The 13008-nt window shown below is 65.6% G+C and carries 14 protein-coding genes and 1 pseudogene; 9 read left to right on the plus strand and 6 right to left on the minus strand.

What is annotated here, in order from left to right; all coding sequences use genetic code 11:
* Nucleotides 1-216: 216 nt before the first annotated feature.
* The 9 genes from A5744_RS05180 to A5744_RS05220 all read left to right on the plus strand — a co-directional run bounded on the left by A5744_RS05180 (nucleotide 217) and on the right by A5744_RS05220 (nucleotide 7816).
* On the plus strand, nucleotides 217-1515 hold the full coding sequence (locus tag A5744_RS05180; RefSeq protein ID WP_076058987.1) for an amidohydrolase family protein: 1299 nt from the start codon (nucleotides 217-219) through the stop codon (nucleotides 1513-1515).
* 70 nt (nucleotides 1516-1585) lie between these two features.
* Entirely contained in the window at nucleotides 1586-2752 is a 1167-nt protein-coding gene (locus A5744_RS05185; RefSeq protein ID WP_076058988.1) for an acyl-CoA dehydrogenase family protein, read from the plus strand.
* Nucleotides 2753-2768: 16 nt separating this feature from the next.
* Nucleotides 2769-3536 carry an enoyl-CoA hydratase-related protein gene (locus A5744_RS05190; protein WP_076058990.1) on the plus strand — a complete coding sequence of 256 codons (768 nt, stop codon included), beginning with the start codon at nucleotides 2769-2771 and terminating at the stop codon, nucleotides 3534-3536.
* Nucleotides 3529-4683 carry a thiolase family protein gene (locus A5744_RS05195; RefSeq protein WP_076059147.1) on the plus strand — a complete coding sequence of 385 codons (1155 nt, stop codon included), beginning with the start codon at nucleotides 3529-3531 and terminating at the stop codon, nucleotides 4681-4683. The genes A5744_RS05190 and A5744_RS05195 overlap by 8 nt, the downstream gene beginning before the upstream one ends.
* A gap of 126 nt (nucleotides 4684-4809) precedes the next feature.
* Nucleotides 4810-5415 carry a TetR/AcrR family transcriptional regulator gene (locus A5744_RS05200; protein WP_076058992.1) on the plus strand — a complete coding sequence of 202 codons (606 nt, stop codon included), beginning with the start codon at nucleotides 4810-4812 and terminating at the stop codon, nucleotides 5413-5415.
* Complete coding sequence (locus tag A5744_RS05205; protein ID WP_076058993.1) at nucleotides 5412-5918, plus strand: hypothetical protein; 507 nt, start codon at nucleotides 5412-5414, stop codon at nucleotides 5916-5918. The genes A5744_RS05200 and A5744_RS05205 overlap by 4 nt, the downstream gene beginning before the upstream one ends.
* 116 nt (nucleotides 5919-6034) lie before the next feature.
* Nucleotides 6035-7309: a cytochrome P450 gene (locus A5744_RS05210; protein ID WP_139329713.1), complete on the plus strand. Its 1275-nt coding sequence runs from the start codon at nucleotides 6035-6037 to the stop codon at nucleotides 7307-7309.
* Nucleotides 7306-7494 carry a ferredoxin gene (locus A5744_RS05215; RefSeq protein ID WP_076058995.1) on the plus strand — a complete coding sequence of 63 codons (189 nt, stop codon included), beginning with the start codon at nucleotides 7306-7308 and terminating at the stop codon, nucleotides 7492-7494. Before A5744_RS05210 ends, A5744_RS05215 begins: the two co-directional genes overlap by 4 nt.
* A 25-nt stretch (nucleotides 7495-7519) precedes the next feature.
* Nucleotides 7520-7816, plus strand: a complete 297-nt coding sequence (locus A5744_RS05220; protein WP_076058997.1) for a DUF1330 domain-containing protein — start codon at nucleotides 7520-7522, stop codon at nucleotides 7814-7816.
* Here A5744_RS05220 and A5744_RS05225 read toward each other — a convergent pair.
* From A5744_RS05225 to A5744_RS05250, 6 genes and pseudogenes are all read right to left on the minus strand, one after another.
* On the minus strand, nucleotides 7813-8013 hold the full coding sequence (locus A5744_RS05225) for a ferredoxin (RefSeq protein ID WP_076058998.1): 201 nt from the start codon (nucleotides 8011-8013) through the stop codon (nucleotides 7813-7815). The two genes, A5744_RS05220 and A5744_RS05225, sit on opposite strands and share 4 nt — an antisense overlap.
* An 11-nt stretch (nucleotides 8014-8024) precedes the next feature.
* Complete coding sequence (locus A5744_RS05230) at nucleotides 8025-9230, minus strand: cytochrome P450 (RefSeq protein ID WP_076059000.1); 1206 nt, start codon at nucleotides 9228-9230, stop codon at nucleotides 8025-8027.
* A gap of 182 nt (nucleotides 9231-9412) precedes the next feature.
* Nucleotides 9413-9511: pseudogene (locus A5744_RS24925) on the minus strand (NAD(P)-dependent oxidoreductase); the annotation flags it as partial.
* A gap of 46 nt (nucleotides 9512-9557) precedes the next feature.
* Nucleotides 9558-10373 (minus strand): NAD(P)-dependent oxidoreductase, encoded by an 816-nt coding sequence (locus A5744_RS05240; RefSeq protein ID WP_076059004.1) that lies wholly within the window; start codon nucleotides 10371-10373, stop codon nucleotides 9558-9560.
* Nucleotides 10370-11305: an alpha/beta hydrolase gene (locus A5744_RS05245; protein ID WP_076059006.1), complete on the minus strand. Its 936-nt coding sequence runs from the start codon at nucleotides 11303-11305 to the stop codon at nucleotides 10370-10372. Before A5744_RS05245 ends, A5744_RS05240 begins: the two co-directional genes overlap by 4 nt.
* Entirely contained in the window at nucleotides 11302-12960 is a 1659-nt protein-coding gene (locus A5744_RS05250) for an OB-fold domain-containing protein (RefSeq protein WP_076059008.1), read from the minus strand. The genes A5744_RS05245 and A5744_RS05250 overlap by 4 nt, the downstream gene beginning before the upstream one ends.
* Between the last annotated feature and the right edge of the window lie 48 nt (nucleotides 12961-13008).

A 13008-nucleotide genomic window follows, 5' to 3' on the forward strand; every position in this document is an offset into this window, starting at 1 on the left:
ATTTACCTCGCGGCGCTGTCGCTCGAAGGCGGGCAATGAGACTATTCGTCTTAGGGCCTGGTCAAGGCTGCGTGAGTCGCTGCGCGCGGTGCTGGATGTTGATTCTCGCTTCACGAGAAGATAGTTTTCAAAATAGTGATCTTGGCGCCAAGCGGCGGTTCGCCGTAACTGTGTGGGCACAGCGCGTCCGACGGATTCGATCGAGAAGGAGCGGACATGAACAAAGAAGACATGATCCTGATCAGCGTGGACGACCACACCGTCGAGCCGCCGGACATGTTCAAGAACCATCTGGCGAAGAAGTACGCCGACGACGCGCCGCGCCTGGTGCACAACCCCGACGGCTCGGACATGTGGAAGTTCCGCGACACGGTCATCCCGAACGTCGCACTCAACGCGGTCGCCGGCCGGCCCAAGGAGGAGTACGGCATCGAGCCGACGGGTCTGGATGAGATCCGACCGGGTTGCTACAACGTCGACGAGCGCGTCAAGGACATGAACGCCGGCGGCATCCTGGCCTCGATCTGCTTCCCGTCCTTCCCGGGCTTCGCCGGGCGCCTGTTCGTCACCGAGGACCCGGAATTCTCGACCGCGCTGGTGCAGGCCTACAACGACTGGCACATCGACGAATGGTGCGGGGCGTACCCGGCGCGGTTCATCCCGATGGCGATCCCGGTGATCTGGGATGCCGAGGCGTGCGCCGCCGAGGTTCGCCGAGTCGCAAAGAAGGATGTCCACGCGCTGACGTTCACCGAGAACCCGGCCGCGATGGGCTACCCCAGCTTCCACGACGAGTACTGGAACCCGCTGTGGAAAGCGTTGTGCGACACCAACACCGTGATGAACATCCACATCGGGTCCTCGGGCCGGCTCGCGATCACCGCGCCCGATGCCCCGATGGACGTGATGATCACCCTGCAGCCGATGAACATCGTGCAAGCCGCCGCGGACCTGCTGTGGTCGCGGCCGATCAAGGAGTACCCGGACCTCAAGATCGCGCTGTCCGAGGGCGGCACCGGCTGGATTCCCTACTTCCTGGAGCGTGCCGACCGGACCTACGAGATGCACTCCGCCTGGACGCACCAGAACTTCGGTGACAAGCTGCCGTCGGACGTGTTCCGCGACCACTTCCTGACCTGCTTCATCAGCGACAAGGTCGGCGTGGCGCTGCGCAACATGATCGGCATCGACAACATCTGCTGGGAGGCTGACTACCCGCACAGCGACTCGATGTGGCCGGGTGCGCCGGAAGAGCTGTGGGACGTGCTGTCCATCAACAACGTGCCGGACGACGAGATCAAGAAGATGACCCACGAGAATGCCATGCGGTGGTACTCGTTCGACCCGTTCACCCACATCACGCCGGAGCAGGCGACCGTCGGGGCGCTGCGCAAGGCCGCCGAGGGGCACGACGTGTCGATAAAGGCGAAGGGTCACGAAAAGGACGGCCGCGGCGGCTCGTCCTTCGCGGATTTCACGGCTAACGCGAAAGCCCTTTCCGGCAACACGGACTGATGCGCCGCCGGAATGCTGAGTGCGCCGGTGCATTTCGATCAGAGGAGATTTGGCCGTGGCCGGCGATGGAATGAATTTCGAGCTGACCGATGACCAGGAGCTGATCCGCCGGTCGGTCGCCGAGTTGGCGCGGAAGTTCGACGACCAGTACTGGATGGAAAAAGACCAGGCGCACGAGTTTCCGTCCGAGTTCTATGACGCCATCGCTCAGGGCGGCTGGCTGGGCATGACGATTCCGACCGATTACGGCGGCCATGGCCTCGGCATCACTGAGGCCACCCTGCTGCTCGAGGAAGTCGCCAAATCCGGCGGCGGCATGAACGCGGCCAGCTCGATCCACCTGTCGATCTTCGGAATGCAACCCGTGGTCGTGCATGGTTCCGAGGAACTCAAAGCGCGGACATTGCCGCCCGTCGCGACCGGCGAAGTACACGTCTGCTTCGGGGTGACCGAACCCGGTGCCGGACTGGACACGTCGCGCATCACCACGTTCGCCAAGCGCGACGGGGATCGCTACATCGTCAACGGCCGCAAGGTCTGGATCTCCAAAGCCATGGAGTCCGACAAGATCCTGCTGTTGACGCGGACTCAAAGCTACGACGAGGTCGCCAAGAAGACCGACGGGATGACGCTCTTTCTCACCGACCTCGATCGCAGCAAGGTCGACGTCCGCCCGATCCGAAAGATGGGCCGCAACGCGGTCAGCTCCAACGAGCTGTTCATCGACAATCTCGAAGTGCCGGTCGAGGATCGAGTCGGCGAGGAGGGCAAGGGATTTCAGTACATCCTCGACGGCCTGAATCCCGAACGAATGCTGATCGCCGCCGAGGCGCTCGGCATCGGCAGGGTCGCGCTCGAAAAGGCGGTGAAGTACGCCAACGAGCGCGAGGTCTTCGGCCGCCTGATCGGTATGAACCAGGGCATCCAGTTCCCGCTGGCCGACTCCCTGGCCCGGCTGGATGCCGCGGAGCTGATGCTGCGCAAGGCCACCTGGCTGTACGACAACGGCAAACCTTGTGGGCGCGAAGCGAATACCGCCAAGTACCTGTGCGCCGATGCCGGCTTCGCCGCCGCGGACCGGGCGTTGCAAACGCACGGCGGCATGGGGTATTCGGAGGAATACCACGTGGCGCGTTACTTCCGTGAGGCCCGGCTGATGAAGATCGCGCCGATCAGCCAGGAGATGATCCTGAACTTCCTGGGAGCCCACACGCTGAAATTGCCGCGCAGCTACTGATGACCGTCCGCCGCCGATGACCGACCCCGTGCTGCTGTCCGATGATCGCGACGGGGTACGCACCCTAACCCTCAACCGCCCGCACCGCAAAAACGCCATCACCCCGCAGCTGTGGATCGCGTTGCGAGACGCCCTCGATGGCGCCGGTCGTGACCGCAGCGTGCGGGCCCTGGTCATCACCGGCGCCGGCGGCAGCTTTTGCTCCGGCGCCGACATTTCGGTCCGCGACGACGTCCATCCGAGAGACAAACTGCAGCGCCTGACCGACGTGGCGCTCGCGTTGCATGAGCTCCCGATCCCGACGGTCGCCAAGGTCGACGGGGTAGCGGTCGGTGCCGGATGGAACCTGGCACTGGGTTGCGATCTCGTGGTCGCGACGCCGGAATCGAAGTTCTGCCAGATCTTTTCCAAGCGGGGCCTGTCGATCGACCTCGGCGGCTCCTGGCTGTTACCGAAACTCGTTGGCCTGCAACAGGCTAAGCGGCTCGCGCTGCTCGCCGAAACCATCGACGCAGCAGAAGCTCACGCTTTGGGTCTGCTGACCTGGGTGGTGCCCGCCGGCCCGCCGGTCGCGCTCGCGCAGACGAAGGCGCTGCTGAACGAGGGTGCGGACCGCACCCTGCGTGACGCGCTGGCCAACGAGGCTCGCGCGCAGGCAGTCAATTTCGCGACGACGGATGCCGCGGCCGCCTATGCCGCTTTCGCTGAGCGCCGAGAGCCGTCGTTTACTGGTCGGTGGGCGCTGTCAAAATCTGACGAGGAACAACGGAGTGAACATGCGTGAGACGGTGATCGTCGAGGCGGTACGCACTGCAGTCGGGAAGCGCAACGGCGGGTTGTCCGGCATGCATGCCGCCGACCTGTCCGCGGTCGTCCTGAACGAACTGCTGGACCGCGCCGGCGTCGGCCCGGAGATCGTCGATGACGTGATCTGGGGCTGTGTTTCGCAGGTGGGCGATCAGTCCAGCAACATCGGGCGCTACGCGGTGCTGGCGGCCGGCTGGCCCGAGAGCATCCCCGGGACGACGGTCAACCGCGCGTGTGGTTCTAGCCAGCAGGCCCTCGACTTCGCGGTGCAGGCCGTCATGTCGGGCCAGCAGGACGTCGTGGTGGCCGGCGGCGTCGAGGTGATGAGCCGCGTCCCGCTCGGCGCGGCCAGGGCAACCGGAATGCCATACGGTCCGAAAGTCCTTGCCCGCTATGACGATTTCTCCTTCAATCAGGGTCTGTCGGCGGAGATGATCGCCAAGAAGTGGGGCTTCTCCCGCAACCAGCTCGACGAGTACTCCGTGCAATCCCACGAACGCGCCGCCGCGGCCCAGGACGGCGGGGCCTTCACCGAGCAGATCGTCCCGGTCTTCACCGAGGGCGAGGAGGGCACGGTCGTCGTCGCCGACGAGGGGGTGCGGCGGGGGACCACCGTGGAGAAACTCGCCGCGCTCAAGCCCGCGTTCGTCGACGACGGCGTTATCCACGCGGGCAATTCGTCGCAGATCTCCGACGGCGCGGCCGCACTGTTGGTGACGACGGCGGACATGGCGGTTTCGCTGGGGCTGACGCCGCTCGTCCGCTACCGCGCCGGCGCGGTCACCGGAGCCGATCCGGTGCTGATGCTCACCGGCCCGATTCCGGCAACCGAGAAGGTGCTGAAAAAGGCCGGCGTCGCGCTGTCCGAAGTGGGCGCGTTCGAGGTGAACGAGGCCTTCGCGCCGGTGCCGCTGGCGTGGATCGCCGAGACCGGTGCCGACCCGCGCGCGGTCAATCCGCTGGGCGGCGCCATCGCGCTGGGCCACCCGCTGGGCGCGTCCGGCGCGGTACTGATGACTCGCATGGCTCACCACATGCGCGATAACGGCATTCGTTTCGGGCTCCAGACCATGTGCGAGGGCGGTGGCACGGCCAACGCCACCTTGGTCGAACTCGTGCGCTAGCGGCGGCCTCGCCCCGTACGACGGCGCTGGCCGGTTCCTGTTTGTGGGTTGAGATCCTTGTCACAGCGGGCAAACCAACCTACTGTGTGTTCAGTAGGTTGGCGACTGATCGATGCAAGGAGTCCGGTGCCCGTCGCACGGCGATACGACACGCTTCTCGCCAAAGGCGAGGACCGCAAGCAGCGAATTCTCGACGTCGCGCAGCGCCTGCTCACGCGCAATGGCTGGCGCAACACCACACTTGCCCAGATCGCCGGCGAGGCCGGGGTCACGCCGGCGGGGTTGCTGCACCACTTCGAATCCAAGGAGCAGCTGCTCCACGCCGTGCTCGACGCGCGTGACCTGGACGACGACACCCACGCCGACCGGGCCGGCGATCTCCTCGTCGAGATCGCCCGCGTCGCCGATCGCTTCAACCGGGCGCCCGAAATGCTGGGCACCTTCACCGTGCTGCTGGTCGAAAACATCCTTCCCGACGCCCCGCTGCACGACCGCATGCTGGCCAGGCAGCGGGAAGCGACCGACATCGTCGCCGAGCTGATCCGGATTGGTCAGGCCGACGGCCGGTATCGCGCCGATATAGACCCCGCCATCAAGGCAGTGGAAATTCTCGCCTTCGTCCACGGAATGGAAACACTATGGTTGCTCAACCCTTCGATACCGCTGACCGAGGTGTTCAAGGAATACGCGGAGTCGCTGGCGCGGGACTTCGCGCCGTCGACGAGGACTTGAGGTACCGGCTCGACGTGGTCGCCGCCGACGTCGTCGACGTCGTGCGATTCGCTGGTGGGTGGCTCTTCGACCGGGCGATGGCGGGATGGGACGTCACCGTGCTGATCGCAGACCGGCCCGACGACCGGCCGCTGCAGATCCTCGGTGTGCAGATACTTGATCTCGAAGACGCGCTGGCCTCGATGGAAACCCGACCACGGCCCCAGGCATTGGCGGCCGGGGCGGACCTCTTCGGATGCGACTCGCGGGTCCGCCAAGGCGTGCTGCAGGCCCTCGATCACGGCGTCACGGAGGTCACGCTGTGGGGAGAGACGTGGCCGGCCGAGGTCGATGGCAGCGTCGGCCTGGTGCAACACCGCTTGAGCACGGCCGCGCAGATATTCAAGGCGCGGGCGTTGGCCGCCGCCGCGATGCCGCACGACGCGATCGATCACGTCGAAACCTTCCGCAGCGGTCTGCTGGCCTGCCCCTCGGTCGCCGCCGATCTCGTGCCCGCCGGCTAGCTCGGTTCCGTATTCCGGGAGCCTCCGTCGTTTGACGACGACCAAGCTGTGTGGAAATGTAATACTCATCTCTGAGAGGCTCATTCTCACTGTTGAGATTCGAACGGAGCGACACGGTGAACGACGACTTCACCAAGATGGACTTCTTCCGCGGCAGGGAGCTCATCGCGGACCCGTATCCCTACTACGAGGCTCTCCGGCAGCAATGCCCGGTCACCCGGGAAGAGCACCACGGCGTCACCATGGTGACCGGCTGGGAAGAAGCCTGCGCCGTGCTGAACGACGCCGAGACCTGGTCCTCCTGCATCTCGGTGACCGGCCCGTTTCCCGGCTTCCCCGTGCCGCTCGAGGGTGACGACGTGACCGAGTTGATCGAGCAGCACCGCGACGAGCTGCCGTTCAGCGACCAGCTGCCCACGCTGGATCCGCCGACCCACACCAACCACCGCTCCTTGCTGATGCGGCTGATCACCCCGAAGCGCCTCAAGGAGAACGAGGACGCGATGTGGGCGCTCGCCGACCATGCTCTCGACGATTTCCTGGCACCCGGCCGCGGCGAATGGATCAAGGGCTTCGCGGGCCCCTTTACGCTCCTCGTCATCGCCGACCTGCTGGGCGTGCCCCTGGAAGACCGTGACAAGTTCGTCAAGGGCATCGCGGAGCACGCGGGAGGCGGCATTGGAGGTACGGGCAAGGAGTCGCTGTCACACAGTCCGCTGGAATTCCTTTACGGCCTTTTCTCCGACTACGTCCGGGACCGGCGCCGCGAGCCCCGCGACGACGTGCTGACCGGCCTGGCGACCGCCACCTACCCCGACGGCTCGATACCCGAGATCGAGGACGTGGCCCGCGTTGCCAGCAATGTTTTCTCGGCCGGCCAGGAGACTACAGTGCGCCTGCTCGGTGCCGCGGTGCAGACACTCGGGGAGCGTCCCGACATCCAGGCGCAGTTGCGCAAGGACCGCAGCCTGATTCCCAACTTCATCGAAGAGGCGCTGCGCATCGAGAGCCCGGTCAAGGGGGACTTCCGGATGAACCGGGTGCCCGTCAATGTCGGTGGGGTCGACCTGCCCGCGGGGACCACGGTGATGGTGGTGCAGGCGGCCGCCAACCGAGACCCGCGCCGGTTCGAAGATCCCACGACATTCGATCCCGGCCGCAAGAATGCTCGCCAGCACATCGCCTTCGGACGGGGGATCCACAGCTGCCCCGGCGCACCGCTGGCGCGAGCCGAAACCCGGGTGGCGATCGAGCGGCTGCTCGACCGCACGTCCGACATCAGGATCGACGAGCGCCATCATGGTCCGGCGAATGACCGTCGCTATCAATATGTTCCGACGTACATCCTGCGCGGCCTGACCGAGCTACACCTGGAGTTCTCGCCGGCATGAAAGTCACAGTGGACGACCAGCGCTGCCGTGGTCATGGTGTCTGCACGACGCTGTGTCCGGAAGTGTTCTCCCTGACCGACGATGGTTACGCGGAGGCGATAGCAGCCGAGGTCCCAACGGAATTCGAGGCGGCCACGGAAGAGGCGATCGAGTGCTGCCCGGAACAGGCGATCAGCAAGATTTAGTCACGCACGCGGATAAGGAGATTCAATGGCCAAGGGGCCCAAGGGTTATGTCATCCTCACCGAGGCCATCAAGGACCCGGAAGGCATGAAGGCCTACGGCAAAGCGGCGGGGGCGGCGATGGGCGGTGTCAACATCCTCGCGGTGGATACCGCGCCCAAGGTCATCGAGGGCTCGTGGCATGGCGACCAGACCGTCGTGCTGGAGTTCGAATCGGTCGATGCGGCCCGCGCCTGGTACGAGTCCGAGGCCTACCAAAACGCGGCGAAACTGCGCCAGGCGGCGGCCGACTGCAACGCGGTCATCCTTGCTGGGTTCGGCTAGCCCTCCACGATCGAGATCGCCTGCCTAGGGCATTGACGAACCGCCTCGCGCACGTCTGATTCGGTTTCCGGGGTGACTTCTTCCTGCAACACGGTCAGCATGTCGTCGTCGCCGAGGTGAAAGACCTCGGGATTGATGCCCATGCAGACGCCGTTGCTTTCACAAAGCCCCCAGTCGACTTCGATCTTCTTCGTCATTGCGGTCCTCCTTACCGCAGCACCCTGACGGGCACGTTCTGCCACCCCGCGACATTCTGCATGTGGACGCGCTGCAGGCCGTCCCAGTTCACTTCGTAGCGGGGCATGAAATCGAGAAGTTTCTCCAGCGCGATTCTGCTTTCCAGACGGGCCAATGCCGCACCAAGACAACTGTGAATGCCGTACCCGAGACCGAGGTGCTGCGCTTCGGTCTGATCGCGCTCGATGTCGAACGTCTCGGCGTCGGTGAAGGCCTCCGGATCGCGGTTCGCCGCGGCGCCGCACAGGAATACCGGTTTGCCCGCGGGAATCACGCCACCACTGACGTGTGCCTCCTTGAGGGTGTAGCGGACGTTGTATTGGACCGGCCCTTCGTAGCGCAACAGCTCTTCGACCGCGCCCGGGATCTTGTCTCGGTCGTCCTGCAGCTTCTGCCACTGGTCGGGGTGTCGGGCGAAGATCACCGCCGCATTGCCGAGCAACTTGGTGACGGTCTCGGCGCCGGCTCCGCCCAAAAGTGTGGCGAAGCCCGTGATTTCAATATCGTCGAGCTTGCGGGGCTGGCCGTCTTCGCCGGGGATCTCGGCCGCGATCAGCCGGCTGATCATGTCGTCCTGCGGGTCCGCGCGCCGCTCCTGGATGAGGCCGAAGTAGTACATCGCGGTGTCGATGTTCGCCTGCATTCCGGCTTCGCTGATCTCGATCTGTCCCGGCTCGTGATGCAGGCTCGTGTCGATCCAGTGGCGCACCTGCTGGCGGTATTCCTCCGGCACGCCGGCCATCCGGGTGATGACTTCCACCGGGAACGGGCCGGAGAAGTCCTGCACGACGTCGAAGTTGTCGGGATCGACGTCGCCCAGGTACTTGTCGATCACTTCGATGATCGTCTCGCGTTGCGATTGGATGGCTCGCGGCGTGAACGCCTTGTTGAGCAGGCTGCGCATGTGCCGGTGCTCCGGCGGGTCCATGAAGATGATCGACTTCTGCTCGGGAGAGATACCTTTCCGCACCATCCCGAGGTCGCAACCGCGCGCCGAGGAGTAGGTCTCGAAGTCCTTGAACCCGGCCGCCACGTCCTCATGTCGGGTCAGTGCGTAGAAGTCCTCCTTCTCGTCGTAGTAGAGCGGCGCGTCTTCGCGCATCCGCCGATAGATTTCGTACGGATTGTTGAAGAACTCTTCGCAGAACGGGTCGAAGACGACTTTCGGTTTTGTCACTGCATCTCCTCAGCGGCGAGGGTAGGGGCTGGAATCGTTACAGTGGAACGCCTGACTGTAACGTCAACGGTAGCGCTTTCGTGGCGCATCGAAAAGGCCAACATGCGGTCATTTCGGATCTTCGCCGGTGGCCTCGACCAATGCCTCGAGGCCAAGACGATGTTCAGGACCCGGCTGGTGGCGAGCCGGCCGCCCAGCCGGATCGCCTCGGCGAGTAACCCGGTGCGGCCCACGAACAGCGCATTGTTGACGAGCTTCACTTGTGCCCCATTGGCACCGACCGCACCATGGGGCGGCCCATCCGCCCCGCACCGACGAACCCGACCTTCACCGCGGGTGCTCCATCAGGGTCAGCGCGGCGTCGGCGGCCTCGAGCACGGCACCACCGTCGGCCGCGGCGTGGTCGGCAAGGTCGACGACGAGCCGGACGTCCTTTTGCAGCAGCGTGCCCGCCAAAGGGGCAAGCCTTTCCAGGCCGCCGATCCCACCAAGGGCGTTGAGCGCGAAGCTGTTTCCGCTGCTGCGCGAGACGACTTCGGTGAGACGGTCCGGGCAGACTCCGAGCGCCTGGCCCAGCGAGAGCGTGGCGGCCGCCGTTGCGAGGTTCGCGGTGAAGAGCAGGTTGTTCAGCAGCTTGGTGGTTTGCCCGGAGCCCAGCTCGCCGAGGTGAACGACGGGATCGGCGTAGGTCTCGAAGACCGGACGGCAGCGCTCGACAACGTCGGCGTCGCCCCCGGCCATCACGAGTAGGCGGCCTTCGGACGCCGCCCCACCGCCGCCGCTTACCGCTGCGTCGATGACCGAAACGCCCTGGGTAGCAGCATTTTTGGCGAGTTTGCGGCAGGTGTCGGGGTGCACGGTGCTGTGCACCGCGATGACGCCGCCGGGCTTCATCGCCTTGAGCAGCCCATGTGGGCCGGTGGTGAGTTCCTCGATGTCGGAGTCGCCGACCACGCACAGGCAGACCAGGTCGCTGGCGGAGGCGAGTTCCGCCGGTGATTCGGCGACCTTCGCGGCGGTATCGGCGAACGGCTCGAGCGCCCCGGGCCGGCGCGCCCACAGCGTCGTCTCGTAGCCGCTCTCGATGATCCGTCGCGCCATCGGGCCGCCCTGGCTGCCGAGCCCGATGAATCCGACTCTCATCCGGCCTCCTCTTCCGCCGAGCGTGACGCCACAGTCACGTTCGAGCCCGAGAGTGACTGTGGCGTCACGCTCGAGGGAGCAGCCGCCACACACTCCTCCGCGAAGGAGAGGACCGCCGCGTGGTAGTCCGGCGCGGTGTAGCCGAGGCTCATGTTGTGTCCCGCGTCGGGTTGACGGTGCACGACGAACCGTGGTGCGCCGGAGAACATCGCGGTGATCTCGGTCAACGCCGAATCGTCGGTCTGCCAAACCCTTTCGTATTCGGCGATGCTGAAGTGCACCGGGACCCGCACTGCGGGAGCGAGGGCCGGGAAGTCTTGGCGGGCCCAGTTGGACACCATCAAGTCTTCATAGGGCGGGGCACCGGGATAAACCGTGGCCCCCGACAGCACCTCGGGCGGATACAGCCGCTCCGGGCTCCACAGCAGCTCGCGCATGCCCGCCGGGCGGCTTTGCCGGGTCGCCGTCTTGAGCAGCTCTCGGGCCGCGGGGTGCCAGTGCCGGCCGGTGCCCGCCAATTCGATGCCGAGCAGATTGGCGCCGCGTTCGTCGGCGGCCATACGCATCGTGAGTTCGCACCCGCCCGAATGTCCCATGACGAAAAGGCCGGCGCCGTGTGCGCTTTGCCCGAGGATGCGATCCACCGCGCCGTAGGCCAGGTTGACCCGCTGCTCCGGTTGGGCCACCGCCTCGGGATAGGGAGCGGAGCTACCGTAACCGGGCCGATCGAGAGCCACCACAGTGAATCCGGCCGCCGTGCCCGTTCGCAGCAACGAAAACGACGGGTGGCCCGGGCAGTCGAAATACAGGGCGGTGGTGCCGCCACCGTGAATGGCCACGATAACGGCCTTGGGCCCCGCGGTGGGTTCGGCGACCAACGCAGACATCGGTACGCCATCGACGATCACCACCCGGGGCCGCGGCGCGCTCATCTGTCCGCCCGCAACAGGAGTACGCCGCTGGGAGTCAGGCCGCCGCTGCTGACCACGCCGACGCGGGCGTCGGGCACCTGTCGGTCGCCGGCCTCGCCGCGCAATTGTGTGACGGCCTCATGCATCAGGCCCATGCCGTGGGTGCGGCCATGCGACAGTTGCCCCCCATGGGTGTTGAGCGGCAGCAGGCCGTCGCGGGCGATGTTCTTGCCGCCATCCAGGAAATCCTTGGCCTCACCGATCCCGCAGAAGCCCAGCGCCTCGATCCAGGACAAACAGTTCATGGTGAACCCGTCGTACAGTTCGGCGACGTCGACGTCGGTGGGTCGCAGCGATGTGCGAGTCCACACGTGTGCCGCCTGGCCCAGCACCTGCGGCTCGTGCGTCAAAGTGCTTTGGTCCCAGTCGATTCGCTCGATGATCTGGGTGCCCACCGCCTCCACCAGGACGGGCGGCTTGGGCAGGTCGCGCGCCGGGTCGATGGCGGAGACGATCACGGCGATCGAAGCGTCGCAGGGCACGTCGCAGTCGTACAGGCCGAACGGCGTGGTGATGGGCCGCGCGTGCAGGTAGTCGTCCATCGTCATCGGGGTGCGATAGATCGCCGACGGATTGAGCTCGGCGTTGGCTCGCTGGTTCAACGCGATCCAGCCCAGCGTCTCTTTCGTTGTGCCGTAACGGTGAAAGTGCCGCTGGGCGTTCATCGCCAATGTGTGGGCCGCCGACGTTGCGCCGAACGGCATCTGCCAGCCCGCCATGCGCCCCATGGACGGGGCGATCTTGCCCTGCTTCATCAGCTCACCGTGGGTGGCTTCCCACAGTGTCCGGAAGCAGAGCACGTGCCGAGCCAAACCGCCTGCGACAGCTAGCATTGCGGCGATCACCGAACCGCCCGGCCCGAACGTTTCCATGGCGCCGTTGTGCCACGTCGGCCGAATTCCCAATGCGGCCTCCAAGGCGGTGACCCCGCCTTCCCCGATGCCGCCGACATTTATCACGCCGGGATACGTTGATAGGCCGTCGATGTCGTTGAACGTCAGCCCGGCATCGGCGATCGCCGCCTCGCAGGCCTGGACCGTCAGCGACAGTGGCGGAACCATCAGCCGTCGGCCGATCGGTGACATGCCGATGCCGGTAAGCGCGACCTTGTCCTCGAATTTCTCCGTCGTCAGCATGGGCCGGACGTATTCACCGAATCGTTCCGGCGCTATCTCGTCGACCGGCAGGGGAGCGGGTTTGGCGTCTTGAGCGGCCGGCCGGAACAGCGGGAACCAGACGTCCTCGACTTGCTCGAAGACAACCTCGACCTGTTGACCGAGTTCCAGCCGATCCGGGTCGCAGTCCACGATGTTGGTGGTCAGACGGACCCGCGGGTCTTCGGCGATCGCCACCTGCGCGATGACATACGGCGCTGGCAGCCCGGGCAGGCTGAACCGTTGGTTGATCGTGAATCCGGCCAGTGTCGCCTTGCCGGAGAGCGCCCGCACGCCGACGTCTTGCGATCGGCAGTAGCGGCATACCGGAGCCGGCGGATGGATCAGCGCCTGGCAGGCCCGGCATTCCTGTAGCCGCAGGGTGCCGTCAGAGCCCGAAGTCCAGAAGAACTCATTTTCTTCGGTGACCAGGGGCAGCGGGCGTCCCGGTGCTGCTGACACGTCACCTCCGGGAAGTCGATCTGCGGGCATGGTAGGCCCGTTATACGA

Source organism: Mycobacterium sp. IS-1264, assembly GCF_001954195.1.
GTDB lineage: Bacteria > Actinomycetota > Actinomycetes > Mycobacteriales > Mycobacteriaceae > Mycobacterium.

What these genes read in the sequence shown, in the direction of transcription:
- A5744_RS05220 (WP_076058997.1), top strand. Translation starts at nt 7,520, where the DNA reads ATGGCCAAGGGGCCCAAGGGTTATGTCATCCTCACCGAGGCCATCAAG.
- A5744_RS05190 (WP_076058990.1), top strand. Translation starts at nt 2,769, where the DNA reads ATGACCGACCCCGTGCTGCTGTCCGATGATCGCGACGGGGTACGCACC.
- A5744_RS05180 (WP_076058987.1), top strand. Translation starts at nt 217, where the DNA reads ATGAACAAAGAAGACATGATCCTGATCAGCGTGGACGACCACACCGTC.
- A5744_RS05245 (WP_076059006.1), bottom strand. Translation starts at nt 11,305, where the DNA reads ATGAGCGCGCCGCGGCCCCGGGTGGTGATCGTCGATGGCGTACCGATG.
- A5744_RS05215 (WP_076058995.1), top strand. Translation starts at nt 7,306, where the DNA reads ATGAAAGTCACAGTGGACGACCAGCGCTGCCGTGGTCATGGTGTCTGC.
- A5744_RS05225 (WP_076058998.1), bottom strand. Translation starts at nt 8,013, where the DNA reads ATGACGAAGAAGATCGAAGTCGACTGGGGGCTTTGTGAAAGCAACGGC.
- A5744_RS05195 (WP_076059147.1), top strand. Translation starts at nt 3,529, where the DNA reads ATGCGTGAGACGGTGATCGTCGAGGCGGTACGCACTGCAGTCGGGAAG.
- A5744_RS05240 (WP_076059004.1), bottom strand. Translation starts at nt 10,373, where the DNA reads ATGAGAGTCGGATTCATCGGGCTCGGCAGCCAGGGCGGCCCGATGGCG.
- A5744_RS05185 (WP_076058988.1), top strand. Translation starts at nt 1,586, where the DNA reads ATGAATTTCGAGCTGACCGATGACCAGGAGCTGATCCGCCGGTCGGTC.